General features: G+C 39.7%; 17 protein-coding genes. 7 read left to right on the top strand and 10 right to left on the bottom strand.

What is annotated here, in order from left to right; genetic code table 11:
- Positions 1–32: 32 nt before the first annotated feature.
- A complete protein-coding gene (locus RMY00_RS22485; RefSeq protein ID WP_322649660.1) occupies positions 33–812 on the top strand; it encodes an ABC transporter permease in 780 nt (259 codons plus the stop codon).
- A gap of 73 nt (positions 813–885) precedes the next feature.
- Here RMY00_RS22485 and RMY00_RS22480 read toward each other — a convergent pair whose 3' ends face one another.
- The 3 genes from RMY00_RS22480 to RMY00_RS22470 form a co-directional block, all read right to left on the bottom strand.
- The gene (locus RMY00_RS22480) at positions 886–1,542 is read right to left on the bottom strand and encodes a pentapeptide repeat-containing protein (protein WP_322649659.1); all 657 of its coding nucleotides are present in this window, start codon (positions 1,540–1,542) and stop codon (positions 886–888) included.
- A gap of 986 nt (positions 1,543–2,528) precedes the next feature.
- Positions 2,529–2,690, bottom strand: a complete 162-nt coding sequence (locus RMY00_RS22475; protein ID WP_322649658.1) for a hypothetical protein — start codon at positions 2,688–2,690, stop codon at positions 2,529–2,531.
- Positions 2,691–2,813: 123 nt separating this feature from the next.
- Positions 2,814–3,470 carry a DUF3386 domain-containing protein gene (locus RMY00_RS22470; RefSeq protein ID WP_109006890.1) on the bottom strand — a complete coding sequence of 219 codons (657 nt, stop codon included), beginning with the start codon at positions 3,468–3,470 and terminating at the stop codon, positions 2,814–2,816.
- 100 nt (positions 3,471–3,570) lie between these two features.
- On the opposite strand from RMY00_RS22470, the gene RMY00_RS22465 reads away from it, so the two are divergent.
- Entirely contained in the window at positions 3,571–4,242 is a 672-nt protein-coding gene (locus RMY00_RS22465; RefSeq protein WP_322649657.1) for a LuxR C-terminal-related transcriptional regulator, read from the top strand.
- 592 nt (positions 4,243–4,834) lie between these two features.
- Here RMY00_RS22465 and RMY00_RS22460 read toward each other — a convergent pair.
- Positions 4,835–5,221, bottom strand: a complete 387-nt coding sequence (locus RMY00_RS22460) for a hypothetical protein (RefSeq protein ID WP_322649656.1) — start codon at positions 5,219–5,221, stop codon at positions 4,835–4,837.
- Positions 5,222–5,355: 134 nt separating this feature from the next.
- On the opposite strand from RMY00_RS22460, the gene RMY00_RS22455 reads away from it, so the two are divergent.
- The 3 genes from RMY00_RS22455 (at position 5,356) to RMY00_RS22445 (ending at position 9,260) form a co-directional block, all read left to right on the top strand.
- On the top strand, positions 5,356–5,484 hold the full coding sequence (locus RMY00_RS22455) for a hypothetical protein (protein WP_322649655.1): 129 nt from the start codon (positions 5,356–5,358) through the stop codon (positions 5,482–5,484).
- Positions 5,485–5,556: 72 nt separating this feature from the next.
- A complete protein-coding gene (locus RMY00_RS22450) occupies positions 5,557–5,823 on the top strand; it encodes a hypothetical protein (RefSeq protein WP_322649654.1) in 267 nt (88 codons plus the stop codon).
- 686 nt (positions 5,824–6,509) lie between these two features.
- Positions 6,510–9,260: a zinc-dependent metalloprotease gene (locus tag RMY00_RS22445; RefSeq protein ID WP_322649653.1), complete on the top strand. Its 2,751-nt coding sequence runs from the start codon at positions 6,510–6,512 to the stop codon at positions 9,258–9,260.
- Positions 9,261–9,274: 14 nt separating this feature from the next.
- Here the strand turns inward: RMY00_RS22445 and RMY00_RS22440 are convergent, their stop codons facing one another.
- Positions 9,275–10,207 (bottom strand): alpha/beta hydrolase, encoded by a 933-nt coding sequence (locus RMY00_RS22440; RefSeq protein ID WP_322649652.1) that lies wholly within the window; start codon positions 10,205–10,207, stop codon positions 9,275–9,277.
- A gap of 136 nt (positions 10,208–10,343) precedes the next feature.
- Positions 10,344–10,853, bottom strand: coding sequence for a HugZ family protein (locus RMY00_RS22435; RefSeq protein ID WP_322649651.1), 510 nt, complete (start codon positions 10,851–10,853; stop codon positions 10,344–10,346).
- Positions 10,854–11,104: 251 nt separating this feature from the next.
- Here RMY00_RS22435 and RMY00_RS22430 point away from each other — a divergent pair, with 251 nt between their 5' ends.
- Together RMY00_RS22430 and RMY00_RS22425 are read left to right on the top strand one after the other, a co-directional pair.
- Positions 11,105–12,589 carry a CIA30 family protein gene (locus tag RMY00_RS22430; protein WP_322649650.1) on the top strand — a complete coding sequence of 495 codons (1,485 nt, stop codon included), beginning with the start codon at positions 11,105–11,107 and terminating at the stop codon, positions 12,587–12,589.
- Between the two features lie 62 nt (positions 12,590–12,651).
- Entirely contained in the window at positions 12,652–12,999 is a 348-nt protein-coding gene (locus RMY00_RS22425) for a hypothetical protein (protein ID WP_322649649.1), read from the top strand.
- A 186-nt stretch (positions 13,000–13,185) separates the two neighbouring features.
- Here the strand turns inward: RMY00_RS22425 and RMY00_RS22420 are convergent, their stop codons facing one another.
- The 4 genes from RMY00_RS22420 to RMY00_RS22405 all read right to left on the bottom strand — a co-directional run bounded on the left by RMY00_RS22420 (position 13,186) and on the right by RMY00_RS22405 (position 16,356).
- Positions 13,186–13,998, bottom strand: coding sequence for an alpha/beta hydrolase (locus RMY00_RS22420; protein ID WP_322649648.1), 813 nt, complete (start codon positions 13,996–13,998; stop codon positions 13,186–13,188).
- Positions 13,999–14,165: 167 nt separating this feature from the next.
- Complete coding sequence (locus RMY00_RS22415; protein ID WP_322649647.1) at positions 14,166–14,558, bottom strand: carboxymuconolactone decarboxylase family protein; 393 nt, start codon at positions 14,556–14,558, stop codon at positions 14,166–14,168.
- A gap of 72 nt (positions 14,559–14,630) precedes the next feature.
- On the bottom strand, positions 14,631–15,212 hold the full coding sequence (locus tag RMY00_RS22410) for a retropepsin-like aspartic protease (RefSeq protein ID WP_322649646.1): 582 nt from the start codon (positions 15,210–15,212) through the stop codon (positions 14,631–14,633).
- Positions 15,213–15,582: 370 nt separating this feature from the next.
- A complete protein-coding gene (locus RMY00_RS22405; RefSeq protein WP_322649645.1) occupies positions 15,583–16,356 on the bottom strand; it encodes a nucleoside phosphorylase in 774 nt (257 codons plus the stop codon).
- Positions 16,357–16,573: the final 217 nt, after the last annotated feature.

Below are 16,573 nucleotides of genomic sequence, written 5' to 3'. Positions count from 1 at the left end.
AACAAGAATCAATGACTAATGACTAATAACAAATGAGTATTAACAGAATTTTTGTATTGGCAAAGAATGTGTTTCAGGAAGTGGTACGCGATCGCATCCTATTTATTATTGGTTTTTATGCGCTGATAATCGCCATTGCTTTCCGTGTCCTTCCTGAATTTGCAGCAACGACTGAAGACAAAATCTTTTTAGACTTTGGGATGGCGGCAATGAATGCCATCGGGTTAATTGTGACGATATTTATTGGTACGGGACTGATTAATAAAGAAATTGAAAAACGCACTATTTTGGTATTAATTGCTAAACCTGTCAGTTGCAGCGAAATTATTGTCGGCAAATACTTGGGTTTATCCGCAGTATTAGCTGTGCTTGTCGCCACAATGACAGTAATTTATCTAGTATTTCTGCAATTTGGTAGCATTCCTCATCCAACCGTGAGCATTCTAATCGCTGCAATTTTTTTATTATTGCAGTTGTCATTAATCACGGCTGTAGCTATTACCTTTGGTGTTTTCACTGCTTCTTTACTGGCGACTGTTTTAACCTTTGCGGTATATTTAATCGGAAATATTACTCAAGATTTAGTACAACTTGGTCGCCTGAGCCATAACCCTGGTATAGAACGTTTAACTCAGGGTTTGTTTCTCATCTTACCAGATTTATCTCGATTAAATTTAAAAAACGATGCCGTTTATGGTCTGCAAGCCCTACCTGACACAACTGCATTGATTACAAATGCTGGTTATGGCTTACTTTATAGTGCTATGTTGTTAGCGATCGCTATTTTTATTTTCTCACAACGTGAGTTTTAGTCATAGGGCATTGGGGCGAACAAAAACTTCTTTCCTAACTAATGATAAATAACCAATGACTAATGACTAATGACTAATAAATCAATATCTGAGGTTGCTCAATTGTCCCATCAGGCATAATAGTATCCCGGAGTTTGGCATAAATCAGGTTTGTCTCCCAAAGGTTTGCCTTATTCAAGTTTGTCTTAGTTAAATTTGCCCATGTCAGGTCTGCACCAGTTAAGTTAGCCTCAGTTAAATTAGCTTCTAGTAATTTTGCTCCACATAACTTTGCTCCTGTGAGATTTGCTCTAACTAAATTAGCTTCAATCAGTGATGCTTCAATTAATTTGGCTTCACTTAAGTCTGCTTCTCTCAAATCCACATCACATAAAGAAGCACCCCAAAGATTACTACCTATGAATTTTGCTCGCCATAAGAAAGTTCCGCACAAATTTGTTCGTGTTAAATCAGCATTAATCAAATTAGCTTCGCACAAAGATGCTTCATACAAATTAGCTTCGCGCAGGCTAGCTTGCATCATGTTTGCGCCACTTAAATTAGCACGAGTGAGAACACAACCACATAAATTTGCATCACGTAAATCCGCTCCTATGAAATTAACACCACTTAAATCAATTCCTTTCAGGTCGATTCCACGCAAGTCACATCCACTGAAATCTCGGCGCTGAAAATATTTATTTGTGATTTGACTTAATATAAATTCCTGTTGAGTAGCATAATTATTCATGGTATTCACCTCTGGGTGTAATTTATCTCAAAGGTTGAGTGTGATAGTTACCGTATATTGAGAGTACACCGCAAATGGAGATCAGTTGAGTAAATAATCAGAGATAAATTCCCAAAAAATCGCTAGAAGCCTGAAAATGCGCTTTTTAACTGGTTTTTAAAACAAAAAATGCTGACATAGGTCAGGAAACATTGATAAGTCAAGTAGAATCAATTAGGTCGGTGAGAATAACTCAAAATTACCATTACTTCTGTCAGCACCCCACCTACACTTTTTAGGTCTACCGATTTTGGTTTTTTCATCAGGGATTAGGAATTAGCCGTTACTAATGTACGGCATAGGCATAGCCCATTGTAGATATCGCTACTAGTTGTACCAATATTGGAACCCAAAACCACGCCCAGAGATTCTACAAACAACAGTAAACCGGGACTCACCATTGATTTAACTTTAAATTAAACAAACATTAATATTTAATGCCAGTCAAACAAATGTTGTAATAAAAATTGCAAATTAAATCATCCAAAATGAATTTTTTACTATTTACAAGGTTAGGAGATTAGTGCTTTCTATATCGCTGGAAACTGAACCGTATTGATATTTAATCACAAATATCTCTGAACGTAGGCTAGGCTGTAAAATCTTTATATGCTAAATTTTAGATAATTGGCATCTGCAATCTTTGCCAGCATTGTAGTTTTGCATGATTCACTTTCACTTATAATTAATAAATTTCTTTATGATTAGCTTAGTCTTGTTATTAATTGGGTTAGCGACTTTTTTCTTTGCTTTGAGGACTAAGGAGGAAATTCATCGCATTGCGGCTATGGTAGTTGGGACAATTGTTCTGGTTTGGGGATTTGCTCTGGCTCCTTTGTCATTTCAATTACTATTTGAGATAATCTCCGTTTTAGGGGCTTTTTTTGTTTGTATGCGATGTTTGGGTTGTGGTTTCAAGCAAGATTGATTATAAACTTGATAATGTATTAGCTTTCTGAATAAAATTTTACATATTCTCCATTGGTATCATGAATTGAGCGAAGAATCTTCATGCGATCGCCTGTCACAGGGTTCTGAATCTGTTTTCTATTTGAATCTGTGGTAAAGCTTACATCAGCAGCATCAGAGCGTAATTTTGCAAATATCATTTTGAAAAATTCTTTTGGCGTTGTCTATACTCTCAAGGTATGCTGTCTGCGAAATTTGGAATTGACAATCAAAAAAAAAGCGTAGGCTGTGCCTACGCTGATTTTTAGATTACAAAATACATCTTAAGCAGCAACAGGTTCCAACAACTTAATATCAGAGAAGATAAATTCTTGAATAGAAACTTGTCCTGCTGTCTCGGTGCGAATCTCCCGACGATTTAGAATAAAATAGTCACCAACTTTTTCATATTCATCGGTAAATTCGCTTCTACCGCCCTTTTGTTCCCCAGTCTTGGGGTCATGGTACACAGAGTCATAGCGGTGGGATAGGTAGCCTTCGCCAGTGTCGTGACTGCTGAAGGTGTCAATTGTGACATAAGTACCGTGAATTAAACGGTGAACATGGCATACTTCATTATTGCGGACTTTGTATTTATCGCCCTCAGCCTTACCACCAATTAAAAGCTCAACCGCACCAGTTTCGTCAGTTTTGCCATAGCTAAACGTATTGGCGCTGTGAGTGTCTTCAAAGCTGCGGCGGATGCGGTGAATTGCTATCTCCCATGCTTGACCATGAATTGCTTTCTGGGCCGACTCGTCATCTACATCCAAAACTTCGGCTTTGAGATTGGCGTTGATGATTACTTTGCCCGTAAACACTTTATCATCATGCTTAAAGGTAATATTTGCGGTATAACCAGGGAAATTCTTGTCCCAAGTGTAACGGTTCTCATAAGCAGCCCGGAAAAGTTCCTGAGCAGAGAGTTGTGTAACTGTCATGTGCTTCTCCTAGTCGCTACTGTAATTAGCGTTTTAGTTTCCTTGGTATTAGCATAGAAGTAATTGTTGAGGCTTGGATAGTCCCCAACTGGGTACACTTATGGTTAATTCTCTTCACGTCGTATTTGATGCGATCGCCAATGTCCAAAATGAGCAAGAATTAAGGCTAGCTCTCACGGATAAAATTGGTGAGCATTTTGGTGTGCAAAATTGGGGCATTTATTTCCTAGATGAGCAACCAACGGCGCAAATCGATGTTCAGGGCATTCCGGCAGTATGCTTAGAAAGCAATCCAGTCGGACGCTACGTGGTTGAGCGTCACGCTCCCGCCCATGAACAATTATTATTATCGCCAGGAGACTGGAAGCATTTTTGCTCGCGTTCCGATCACGAACACGTAATGACTGGGCCAATTGTTTGTAATGGCCGTCTTGTAGGAACGCTTAACTTAGCTCGTGACAAGGGAAATCCTGCTTTTAATGGCAACGATTTAGCTGATTTGAGTGCCTTATGCATTCATTTATCAGCAAAAATGGCAACTCTACGGACAGAACCAAAAATATCTCATTCCCTTTTAGTAAATCCTTTAACAGCGCGTGAGTTAGAAATTGCCGAGTTAGTAGCACAGGGGTTAACGAACGCAGAAATTGGGGAAAAACTTTGGATTACACAAAATTCCGTTAAACAAGCTTTGAAGAGGATGTTTCGTAAGTTGAAGGTTTCGGCGCGTGCAGAAATGGTGGCAAAGTTACAAGACATACAAGTTTCGTGACATCTCTTTGACTTGAAGGTGCAGAGGTTTAACTATTTCGTCGTAATTCCTGCGCGATAACGGTACTCCGTTTAGCGTCGGGATATAAGACAATATAGTTCAGTTAAGCATTTCTTTCTTCTCTCTGCGTCCTTGGCGTCCTTGGCGGTAGCCTGCGGCAAGCCGTTCGCGTAGCGTCTCGTAGAGAAGCGTCTACGTTAAAAAAATTGAGTTTGACAAAGAGTTTTAGCCTTAACTGAACCGTATTGGGATATAAGACGGGCGGTGACGATTGCATCTTTAACCTGTTTTCTTCCAATGTTGGATTCTGAATTGTACAGTGCAGGCAATGTCTACGATGGGCTATTTTGCATCACTTCTCAAAATTACTATTGTTTAAATGCAACATGCAGTAGGGGCGCACAGATAGCTGTACACCCCTACTAAAGGACTATATTTTATGCAATTGAGAAACGCTACAATCTATCATCAGCACGGGTAAGCGCGTTACCCAAGTATTAAAATTCGGTGATTAGACACCAGCGCCCCTATTATTACTCTTTTATTGGCCAAAAGTTATTAGTACTTGCTGCCAATACAATATCTAACGCATTTAGCGTCCAACTACATCTTTGGCTGCCTCTGCGGCACTGTCGCCTACATCACTAGCAGTTTCTTTAGCGCCCTTTACGTATCCGCCTCCAAACTCTTTAAAGGCTTCTCCTGACTGTTGCCCAATCTTCTGAAGTCGTTCACCAGGAGAATCTTCGGTTTCACGAGCATCCTTAAACCACTGCCCTACTGTTTTGGGTCTTTCAGCATCATTTTGCTCTACCTGTTGGCGAACTCTTTCCTTTAAGCCTTTGTCATTTGGCCCATCACTAACATTCGTGGTCAGCACTAGAAAACCAACTACGACAACAGCCAAAAAAGATTTTACCTGAAGCCCTTTAAGTAAGGAACTGATGTTAGCAATCGTCTTAGAAATCAAATTTATCATGCCAATTAGCTTTTTTTTGACTACAAATAAAGATTAATTGTATAAGGGTAATTATTCTTCTAGCAAAAGGCATATTTTAGTTATAAAAAATAAATATATTTTAAATCTTTCTTTGGGAAGAGGTAATTTGTTTGATGCTAATTGGTCAGAAACAAAGCGATCGCAACATCTCTATTTGGCGATCGCTTCATTTTACAACTTTTAGAAAAGCTAGCGCGTTAAGCAAAGCTATGCCGTTGACTTTACGCTTCATTCGCAATTGAATTGTAACGATTTTGGTAAATTTACTTGCATTGGGATGCTCCCATTTTTTTAATCTACTAAAGAAAATCATTATGTTCAAAAAGCTACAACAACCCCAAGCGATTATCACTTACAAAAACTCAGAAAACTTGGGTCATAATCTATTTGCTTGGCGATATTTAGTCACTCACGATATTTTTCATGTATTACAAAGAAAGGCAGAAGGCAGGAGGCAGAAGGCAGAAGGAAGAAAACTAAAGTTGCAGGGTATAAAGCCTAGTCAAAAAAGAATTGGATGGAAAAGCATAGCGACAAAAGGGCGAGAACTAGGCAAGAAAGCTGATTTTCTGTTGGGCTAGCGCTTTGAAGACCATTGAGAAGAACTAATTAAGAGGATGTTTAAAAAGTCATGATTCATGTATCACATATTTTTTACCCCACCCTAACCCTCCCCTTATAAAGGGGAGCCACTGCGTTGGGCGGGCAATGCCCGACTTGAAGCATGTGGCGTGAGGGAACCAGATTTTTCTTGTTTCCCCCCTTTATAAGGGGGGATTAAGGGGGGTAAAAATGTGATTAAAAGCACAAGATACCACTTTTCAAACATCCTCTAAGGATGTGAGAAAGCGGTTGGGATTAGCATAGACTTCCGCAATTCACCCAAAAAAGCTTTTTAATGCTCAATAACAGCTTTCTCAGGAGTCTCTCTTTCTGTTTATAAATGATGCTTGAGATTACTTATGCTGGCAAATGTAGCACTAAATACATTTTTAATGCTACATTTGGTCTTTAATACAGATATAAGTTAAATAAAACATGTATCTTTGGTTAGATAAATTATCTATCTTAAGAAACAGATACTTGATGCATAAAAATAAATAGCTACTAATAACAATAAATAGTAAGACGACTTTTAGGCTAGAGACATTTTGTCTCAATGAGTGGATTTATACCGTAATCCTTAGATATTGAAGGGTTTAGAGACGGCAAATTAATCCACATTTTTTCCTCAATACGAGAACTGGTTCAGGTGGAAAGCCAAAGGATGAAATACTGGATTAGGAAATTCGCAATCTGTATAATATTAATGTATAACTTGCTCCTATCAAGTGATTACGCAGGAGCAAACCCACTTTCAAATATAGATGTGCAACAATTAAATGCACTCCCGACTATTGAAAATTTAGCAAGTGCTGACAATAATCTTACTAAGAGTAAAAAAGAGGATTTTTGCCAATTTAATGAGATTGTCAAAAGAATAGATAAACTAGAGGGACTCTTCACACTTTATTGCAGTGGCGATTCGGGCAAAATTTACTTAGAAATTAAACCAGAACAGCTAAATAAAGACTATCTAGCTATAGTCACATTGGAATCTGGCGTCGGGGAAAAGGGAATTTATAGTGGATTACCTCTATCTGATTTTTTATTCTACTTCCAACGAGTAAAGAATAGATTGCACTTTGTGGTTCGTAATGTTAAATTCCGCGCAGAAACTAGACCAGAACAGCGATCGCTTGCTCGTTCATTTAGCGACTCAGTTCTTTATTCACTCGAAATACACACTATTAAACCAGGCGGTAAAAATATTCTCATCAGCCTAGATGAACTGCTCATGCAGGATTTTCCCGGCTTGACTACCTTATTAAAATCCTCTTTGCAGGCTGATTATTACTTGGATACAAGAAAGTCTTATTTAGGTAATGTTAATAGCTTTGCAGAAAATGTAGAAATTGATTCGATTTACGGTTTTTCATCACCAGAAGGAGCAAATTTAGTCACAGTACCCGATAGCAGGGCACTTACTCTGAAGGTACACTACAGTTTTTCTCAGCTTAGAGAAAACACTGGTTATATTCCTAGACTTGCAGATGACAGAGTGGGATATTTTATTACTGCTTTCCAAAATTTATCTAATAATAATGCTCACGAATCATTTATCCGCTACATCAATCGTTGGCATCTAGAGCCATCAGATCCTAACGCCCCTTTATCTCCACCCAAAAAGCCTATTGTGTTTTGGATTGAAAATGCTGTGCCGCTAGAGTACCGCGATGCGATTCGTGAAGGTGTTTTAATGTGGAACAAAGCATTTGAAAAAGCTGGATTTCAAAATGCTATTGAAGTGCAGCAAATGCCAGATGATGCTGATTGGCAACCCGCAGATGTACATTACAACACTATTCGCTGGTTCAATTCTTTAGATGCAGGTTTTGCCAAAGGCCCAGTGCGCGTTAACCCACTTACCGGGGAAATATTGGATGCAGATATTATTGTGGATGCCAATATGGTGCGTTCAATTCAGCAAGAATATCACGCACTGATGGAAGCAAATTCATCTTTTACGGATGGACACTTTTCTCAACTGGGCAAAAACCCATGTCCAGGTAATTTATCTGCAACATTCTCGAAAGGTTTTAAAGCTTTTCCTGAACAACATTTAGTAGACAATGACTTCTGCTATAGCATGGAGTCTTCAGACCAAGCCGCAATGGGGGCATTGGCATTGTCAATTTTGCCAAACACTACACCTAGTAGTGAAAACATGAAAAAGTATGTGCATCAATATTTGCGTTCTCTGATTGCTCACGAAGTCGGGCATACTCTCGGTTTGCGCCACAACTTTCACGGCAGCACTATGTTAGCGCCCGAAGAATTAAATAATACTGAAATCACTCGAACTAAAGGTTTAGTAGGTTCGGTGATGGACTATCTACCCGTGAATATAGCACCACAAGGAATACAACAAGGCGACTATTTCCCAGGAGTTGTTGGGCCCTACGACGAATGGGCAATTGAGTATGGTTATAAAAGAAGCCCATCAGTAACACTTGAAGGAATCATTCCAGAATCAGAAAAAACTTTTTTGGAGCAGATTGCTTTAGTGTCGCCTCAACCAGAATTATCTTATGCAACTGATGAAGATATCTGGGACATTAATCCTTTGGCAAATGTCTGGGACATGAGTAGTAATGTGCTACTTTATTCGCAGTGGCAAATGGATAATGCCCGTTTTATGTGGCAGCGCCTTGACAAAGGTTATCTATCGAAAGGCGAAAGTTATAGTAATCTGCGCGTCTCATTTAATAGAGTTCTTAAATATTATTTTCGCAACGCCACCTTACTTTCTAAATACATTGGTGGACAATCGTTTCGGCGTCTCCATGCTAGCGATGATACTTCTTGGACATTTGTACCAGTTTCACTTTTAAAACAACGTCAAGCATTGACAAAGTTACAAGAGTATGTGTTTGCTGAGAATGCTTTTAGTTTTTCACCACAATTGTTAAATCAACTAGCACCATCGCGCTGGGAACACTGGGGTAATTCTGTACCTAACAACCGCCTTGATTATCCAATTCACGATCGCATTCTGGGTTTCCAAAGTGCGGTACTGCGATCGCTATTAGACAGTGATCGCCTGAATCGTTTACAAGACATAGAATTAAAAACTCCCCCTGGAGAAGCGCTTTCCATCCCGGAACTGTTCGACACCTTGCAAACAGGCATTTGGACAGAAGTTTTAACCCCAGGAGAACCAAAGCCAATTTCTAGCATCCGCCGTTCATTGCAACGAGAATATCTGAATATTTTACTAGAGATGATGTTGGATACTAATGATACACCAGAAGATGGTCGAACACTGGCTTGGTATGAATTGCGCCAACTGCAAAAAGCCATTAATGTCAGACTCAAACAACTTAGTGAAAGCCTTGATATTTACACCCTAGCTCACTTAGAAGCTTCTGGCGATCGTATCGCTAAAGCATTAAATGCACAGTTAATTTCTAAGTAGTCATTTGTCATTTGTCATTTGTCATTAGTTATTCTTCCCCTGCCTCCCCTAATCCCCACTCCCCCAAGATACTTTTGCAATAAACCAATGAAAACTTCTGGTGTTTCCAAATGAGGTAATATTCCTGTATCTGCGATCGCATAAAAATCTTGAATTGCACTTGGATTTAAATTTGCCAAGCGTCGTCCTAGTTTGATGCTGGTAAATTGTGCCTTTTCTCCCCAAAAAATGATTGTGGGAATTGTCAGTTGTTTAATATATAAACTCAGATCAAAGTAAAGATCGCCCCGCAAAAATGACAAAGCGGCAAACTTGGCATTAGACTGTTGTGCGGAGGTTAAATAAGCCTCCACCATTTCTTGAGATACTCGTTGTGATTTGGCAAACAGAAAACTTTGTAAAAAATTTCGGACTGCAATTTCATTTTCAGCACCAAGCATATAAATAAAATTGTCCAACAGAGGCGCATTGATTACCGAAAGCGGAAGTCTGCGTCCAGCACCCTGCCCAAAATCATCAAATCCAGAAGGGGACACCAAATACAATGCTTTGAATAAATTGGGTTGAACAATAGCTAGGCGAATAGCAAACGCGGCTGTTAGAGACGAGGCTACTACTGTCACTGGTTGACGACAAGTTTCAATGATAAACTCTGCGATCGTGCTGAGATAATCCCTAATTTTATAATCCCGGACTGGATGAGCCGATTCTCCCCAGCCGATTAAATCAGGAGCTAAAATATGGTAATTATAGGCAAAAGCCGGATAAACTTTAGACCATTCATAGGCAGACGCTCCACCACCAAAGTTATGGAGAAACAGTAGTGGAGGTAAATCTTCAGTATCAGCGAAAGGCCAAGGTGCATTCGTTTGGGTATAGTAAACCATTGCCCCCAAGGATGTATGGATAAGTTTATGTCCAAAGCCAGGAGGTTGAAACTGAAGCATAAAATTAAAAAGTATAGTTTAATGGCACTTTACCCGAAGGCAAAATTATAAGGTATAAAGTTAAGCTTACCGAGAAATATCGAAGTAAGTAAACTTTTTGTCTTTTCAGCTATTTCATATTTAATTTGCATACAATTCATCCTTGCTTTTGATTACTATCTCCTGTGATCTGAACAAGTTCATTTAGATTATCACCACTGATGTGATAGGCTGCCCCAAAACCAACTACAAAACGACCTTCACTTGGTGTTAGCTGGAAAATCCGAAAGTCAGATAAGCCGCGCAAAACCTCGATAATTTGACCAAATCGCGCTTGAAATTGCTCAACAATTTGATTCCACTTATCAGTTTCACGCTCTATCAAATTTGCCCTACAATCAAAATTTAAACGACGACGGGCAAAAATTAGATTACTCTTGGCTTCATCCTCGATAAACAAGACACTAACATGAGGATTTTCATAGAGATTTTTGGTATGAGTTGAAAGACCACTGACGTAAATGTAGATGTTTTTAGAATCATCTATTACAAAGGGAGCATAACTAGCATTGGGTATTGCCTGTGCGCTCACGGTGCTAATAATTACACTCTCCAATTCTTCTGGAAACTTTTCATACTCAGCTTGAATGTCTTCAAGTTGGCTCATAAGTAAATTACCGTTTGATTAGGAACACCTCATTAAGTATCCTAACGTGATTGAGCGATGTCTACGACGGGCTATTCTGTGTCGCATATAATGCCAAAGATTTGGTTTAAGGGAATAGGTTACAGGTTATAGTTATCTCCTGTACCCTTTTCCCCAATTAAAGCAATTGAGTATTATCCAAGCTCTGAGTACCGGAGGATTTGGAGAAACAAACATTGGGCTAAACTGAAGAAAGTTATGAGGACGCAAATATGACTGACAAAAATCGTTCTCAATGGGATTTAGGCAGGTTTATTGAAACCCTGACTTACTTTGAGGTAATTCCTTTCCTTAACTGGGTACAGCAGTTAATTCAAGGCCGTCCTAAGGATAGTCAAAATAGACCCAATGGAGGAAGAAATGTGGGTGTAATATTAGTAGCAGGTGCAACAGGCGGTGTAGGTAAACGAGTGGTAGAGCGATCGCTCCAACAAGGTTATAAAGTTCGCGCCCTAGTTCGAGACATTGACAGAGCCAGGTCAATTATTGGTAATGATATAGACTTAGTAGTTGCGGATATTACTCAACCAGAAACTTTAACTTCTTTAGTTATGGCTGATATCCAAGCTGTAGTTTGTTGCACAGCAGTGCGCGTGCAACCAGTTGAGGGAGACACAGCAGATAGAGCTAAATATTATCAAGGTGTTAAATTTTACCAACCAGAAATTGTTGGCGACACACCAGAAAATGTAGAATATCAAGGTGTTAAAAACTTAGTCCAAGCGGCTGCAAAATATCTACCTCAAGCAAGCGAAAAACCGATATTTGATTTCACCAAGCCATCAGCAGAATTAAAAGATTACTGGGGGGCGCTGGATGATGTTGTCATGGGTGGCGTAAGTGCCAGTAATATCCAATTACTAGAAAATACAGCTTTATTTGCTGGTAATGTCTCCACCGCTAACTCTGGCGGATTTGCTTCTATCAGAACCAAGAATTTTGATCCACCCTTCAATTTATCTGATTGCGAAGGTGTGAAATTGCGCGTCAAAGGTGACGGCCAGCGTTATAAAATATTCCTACGGACAGATACAAAATGGGATGGTATTGGCTACAGCTATTCTTTCGATACCGTAGCTGATACCTGGATAGATGTTCACATTCCCTTTGCAGATTTGATTCCCGTCTTTCGGGCAAAAGTTGTCAAAGATGCGCCACCAATTGAGCAGAATAGAGTTTGTTCATTCCAACTAATGTTGAGCAAATTTGAATATGATGGTGCTTTGAATCCAAAATTTTCTCCTGGTGGTTTTGCTTTACAGTTGGAATCAATAAAAGCTTACGGCGGTGCAACTTTACCACAATTTATCCTCGTCAGTTCAGCAGGCGTGACTCGTCCCGGTCGCCCTGGCATTAATTTAGATGAAGAACCGCCAGCAGTGAAATTAAATGACCAATTAGGAGGAATTTTAACTTGGAAGTTGAAGGGAGAAGATAGTTTAAGAGAAAGCGGAATTCCTTATACGATTGTTAGACCTTGTGCCTTAACTGAAGAAGCAGGAGGTAAGGAGTTAATATTCGAGCAAGGTGATAATATTAAGGGCAAAATCAGCCGTGAGGATGTGGCAGAACTTTGTGTGCAAGCTTTAAAACTAGGAAAAGCTTCTAATGTCACGTTTGAAGTGAAACAGGCAGATAATACTGTTAACTCTATCGATTGGCAGAAGTTATTTTCTGATTTAGTAAAGGATAAATAAGGAAAATGACTACAGATTTATACTCGTAGCCATTCCAATATATTCTGTCTAAATAGACTGTTATGAAAAAAATCCAAGTGCTAATATTTGCCGGGATTTTAGCAACAATTCTCTGGGGTGGATTATTTGGAAACACTGCTTCATCTCAGCAAGTAGAGTCTCGCATCTACAACCTGGAAGCAGACTTAAATCGTGTCGAGTCACGATTAAACCAGATCGAGTCTCAACTCGGTCGAAGTGGCCAGTCTTCATCGCCAAGAACAACACTTACCCCACGCCAGTCAACTGGTTCCAGAAGGAACTTATCACAACAAGATCCGATGTTTGATCGGCTGGCAACTTTGGTGGTTGAATTGAAGCAACAAGTTAACAAATTAGAGACACGAGTTTCTAAATTAGAAAGTCGCTGAGTATTTCAAAAATGAAACTCTGCCTTTAATACTTTGTCAATACCAGCATTTTTAAATCTTGAGCTTTGTTACTATTCCCACCTCGGAATAAATTCCAAGGCAGGATATCTGGTAAACACGACACTTCGACTGTTACAAAAATGTGCGTAACGACAAGCCATAAAGGGAACTGTAGAACCAATTTTATTAATTCGTATAAGCTGGTTTCAACTTCCCCAGGAAGTTAAGCATAGCTGAAACCACAGCATCCGGCGATTCAATTAAGAAGCCATGACCCCCACCGTTGAGGACTAAAAGTTCAGCGTTAGGAATGCCTTGAGTAAGTTGTTGGGAAAACTTTAGCGGGGTGAGAATGTCTTGTTTACCAACTAGAACTAGAGTAGGACAATGAATTTGTTGAAGGCGATCTATTGTGTCAAAGTCAAGCATGGCTCGGCTGTGATGATAGAGTGAATGAGCCGCAGGTGGGAAAGGATATCTGATTGCAAATTCAATCAAACCTTCGATCATCCCAGGAATCGAATAGAACGTATCTGTAAATATCCAAGGTAATACAACTTTTTCATAAAGTTTCAAGTCTACATTTTTGCAGAGGTCACCCCAAGTCTCGATGATGCTGTTAAATAATCCATCACCCTTAGCCAATGATGAAAGTAGCATTAGACTTTCTACCTTTTCAGGATGTGCTAACACTAACTCTTGGGCTATCTGACCACCCATTGAATGACCTGCTACATGCACCTTATTGATCGCAATATGATCGAGCAATGCTGCAATGTCATTAGCCATCTGCTTCAGACTATAAGGGTTTTCGGGAGCAGAACTCCGCCCCATACCTCGGTTGTCTAAGCGAATGACTTGATACTGCGAAACCAGCGATGGCATAATCAGAGACCAATAGGCATGATCGCAAAGGAAGCCAGCTATTAATAGCAAAGGCTCACCCTTTCCCTTAATGTCGTAGAACAAATCAATCCCGTTAATCTGAACTTTGGGCATAGTAAATAATTCTCTTAAGGGACTTCCAGAAAATAAATTATCCAATTTACTCAGATCATATTTTCTTTCTCCCCCAGCAAGAACTGCTCCCTGCCCCCCTGCCTACACCACGATAGAATATTTTTTTAGTTGGAAGTTCCTAAGCAGGGATAGATAAGGCTACACTCCTATGTCTTAAATCGCTCGTCCACCGGAATTTGATAGCCGTTGGCGAGGCGATTGGTCATGTTGGCAGTGGCTGCGATCGCCATTAGTTCCGCGAACATGGTATCATTCATGCCCTTGGCCCGCGCCCCTGCTGTGTGCGAGGCGATGCAATAGTCACAGCCATTCGTCGCACTCACGGCGATGTAAATTAGTTCGCGCATTAATGGATCAATCTCACCAGGGCCAGTCATAACTTCCTTTACCGCTTGCCAAGTTCGTTGCAAAGTAGGGGGATGATTGGCTATAGCTTTCCAAAAGTTATTGATATAGTCATTCTGGCGTGTAGCGCGGATGTCGTCATATACTGCACGTACTTCGTCGCTGGCTTCTTCGTATTCAATCAGCTTAGTCATCGAAAATTTGGGTTATTCCCCGTCCTTTTATAGATACCAAAATGTAGGATACTACGTTTTTAGCTACGGACATTAGCGATGATGAAATTCGACCTCTTTTTCTAGAATCTTGATATCATAGCTGCCAAAGAAATCGTGGCCTAGTAAGCCAATGCTTGCTTTTGGTGCGATCGCCACCCGAAGATTATTGGTTGTAACTCCACCTACTGCAATAGATTTTAGCTTACTGGTTAGAAATTCTACTTGGCTACCATCAGCAATTTGGGCTTGCATTGTCCCTGTAGGCTGGAGTTCAAGTGTATTCGCCATCCCTTGAGTGATAATAGTTTCACTAGAACCTGTATCTACAATCATTTCAAAGGTTTTTTTATTATTGAAGGTGACATCAATCACAGGAGTTCCACCAAAGCGGCGTTTGATTGGGACTCGAAAAACTCTGTTCTCTGAAGCTACGGGTATATTGCCACAAAGCCTTCCCAATTCAACGGTTTTACCAGAAGAGGTTATCATGTAACATGCTCCTGGATCGTCAGCTGTTGCCTGATGAGAGAATGCTAAAAATATCAGCGTCGGCATTAGTGCGTAGGCGTAGACCGTCGTAGACATCGCAGTTAGGTTAACGGTTTTAATCCAACGCCTCCAAGCATTCTTCATGTTATATTTTTCTCCAATTATGCTGATATCTTTTGATAGCTTAATTCATCATAATATCTACAAAAAATTGGTGCTATAAATCCATAGTGTTAAGAGTAAGCAAATTCTGATACTCCATGATTACAACGAAGTTTTCAATAAATACTGTTGTTTTTGTTACAACTATTGTCGATGTTAATTACACAATTTTTATAGTTTTAAGTTATCCAGTCTTTTTTTGTTTATCTAAATGCCTCCAGTAGATAAAATTGCATTTTACTCAATACATAATATCTATAATTACTGATTGATAAATTAAAGATTAGGTAAAGACATGATAAAACTACTTAAAACATATTAAATCTAGCAGACTAGGAAGATAAATTTGTGATTATTCAAGGGTTTCTGCTGCATGTACAGCAGTTGCGATCGCATTTGTAACAGCAATATCCTTTTGTTCTAAGATGATATTTTCACTAACAGTACGCCCAGCAACTACACCACAAATAGCAGCAGCAGCAAAATTATACACTCCTGCCATTTTGAATAATGTGCCGCATTCCATCTCATAATTTAAGATATTTAATCGCCGATATTCTTCTGTAATACCGTGCAGCGATCGCATTAAATTTGGATTCGCTGAATCAGTACGTTCTTGTCCTTCGTAAAAAGTATCAACTGATGCCGTAATTCCTATGTAATATTCAACCTTTAATTCTCGTGCGGCTTTAACTAAAGCGACTGTGAGAAAAGGATCGGCTGCGGCTGGATACTCCACAGGTGCAATATCATTTGCTGCACCTTGGCGACACAATGCTGCACTGCTAATAACAACGCTACCGACTGCTATATAAGGTTGAATGCTACCACAAGTTCCAATGCGAATAATTTGCCGGATTCCTACTTGGATTAACTCATTGACCACAATACTTAATGAAGGCGCACCCATACCACTAGTAGCTGATAAGATAGGGCGACCATTAGGTAAGTATCCTACATAGCTATTGAGTCCGCGATTTTCTGACAACACGCGTACATTTTGTAAATAAGTTTGGGCAATTAGACGCGATCGCTCCGGGTCGCCCGATAATAGAGCAATGCTGGGAGGCGATGAACCTAAATCGTCTAGTTCAAAGCCAATGTGATAGAAGCGTTTATTCGGCATAGAGTGAAAAATTAGCGATCGCCCTAACACAATACTATGCTAGGGTGACTTTTATTTTCTTAAAGCAAATCTCCTCCTTCCCATATCTGAAGTTGTCTTTCAGCCGCAACTATGCAATTAAGATGTTTGGGTATTCTACAGAATTGCGTAGACGCGAAGCGGCTTGTCGTCAGACATCGCTTACTTCTGGTATGGTTACTTTTTCAATGGAGTTTGC

The sequence above is a fragment of the Nostoc sp. ChiVER01 genome (assembly GCF_034531155.1).
GTDB lineage: Bacteria > Cyanobacteriota > Cyanobacteriia > Cyanobacteriales > Nostocaceae > Nostoc.
Note: the sequence above shows the minus strand (reverse complement) of the source record. Positions and strands in the feature narration are given on the sequence as shown.

Coding starts and splice junctions, on each gene's coding strand:
- RMY00_RS22475 (WP_322649658.1), bottom strand. CDS start 2,690: ATGATATTTGCAAAATTACGCTCTGATGCTGCTGATGTAAGCTTTACC.
- RMY00_RS22440 (WP_322649652.1), bottom strand. CDS start 10,207: ATGCTTCAGTTTCAACCTCCTGGCTTTGGACATAAACTTATCCATACA.
- RMY00_RS22415 (WP_322649647.1), bottom strand. CDS start 14,558: ATGACTAAGCTGATTGAATACGAAGAAGCCAGCGACGAAGTACGTGCA.
- RMY00_RS22425 (WP_322649649.1), top strand. CDS start 12,652: ATGAAAAAAATCCAAGTGCTAATATTTGCCGGGATTTTAGCAACAATT.
- RMY00_RS22445 (WP_322649653.1), top strand. CDS start 6,510: ATGAAATACTGGATTAGGAAATTCGCAATCTGTATAATATTAATGTAT.
- RMY00_RS22470 (WP_109006890.1), bottom strand. CDS start 3,470: ATGACAGTTACACAACTCTCTGCTCAGGAACTTTTCCGGGCTGCTTAT.
- RMY00_RS22410 (WP_322649646.1), bottom strand. CDS start 15,212: ATGAAGAATGCTTGGAGGCGTTGGATTAAAACCGTTAACCTAACTGCG.
- RMY00_RS22430 (WP_322649650.1), top strand. CDS start 11,105: ATGACTGACAAAAATCGTTCTCAATGGGATTTAGGCAGGTTTATTGAA.
- RMY00_RS22480 (WP_322649659.1), bottom strand. CDS start 1,542: ATGAATAATTATGCTACTCAACAGGAATTTATATTAAGTCAAATCACA.
- RMY00_RS22485 (WP_322649660.1), top strand. CDS start 33: ATGAGTATTAACAGAATTTTTGTATTGGCAAAGAATGTGTTTCAGGAA.
- RMY00_RS22455 (WP_322649655.1), top strand. CDS start 5,356: ATGCTAATTGGTCAGAAACAAAGCGATCGCAACATCTCTATTTGGCGA.
- RMY00_RS22465 (WP_322649657.1), top strand. CDS start 3,571: ATGGTTAATTCTCTTCACGTCGTATTTGATGCGATCGCCAATGTCCAA.
- RMY00_RS22450 (WP_322649654.1), top strand. CDS start 5,557: ATGTTCAAAAAGCTACAACAACCCCAAGCGATTATCACTTACAAAAAC.
- RMY00_RS22420 (WP_322649648.1), bottom strand. CDS start 13,998: ATGCCCAAAGTTCAGATTAACGGGATTGATTTGTTCTACGACATTAAG.
- RMY00_RS22435 (WP_322649651.1), bottom strand. CDS start 10,853: ATGAGCCAACTTGAAGACATTCAAGCTGAGTATGAAAAGTTTCCAGAA.
- RMY00_RS22405 (WP_322649645.1), bottom strand. CDS start 16,356: ATGCCGAATAAACGCTTCTATCACATTGGCTTTGAACTAGACGATTTA.
- RMY00_RS22460 (WP_322649656.1), bottom strand. CDS start 5,221: ATGATAAATTTGATTTCTAAGACGATTGCTAACATCAGTTCCTTACTT.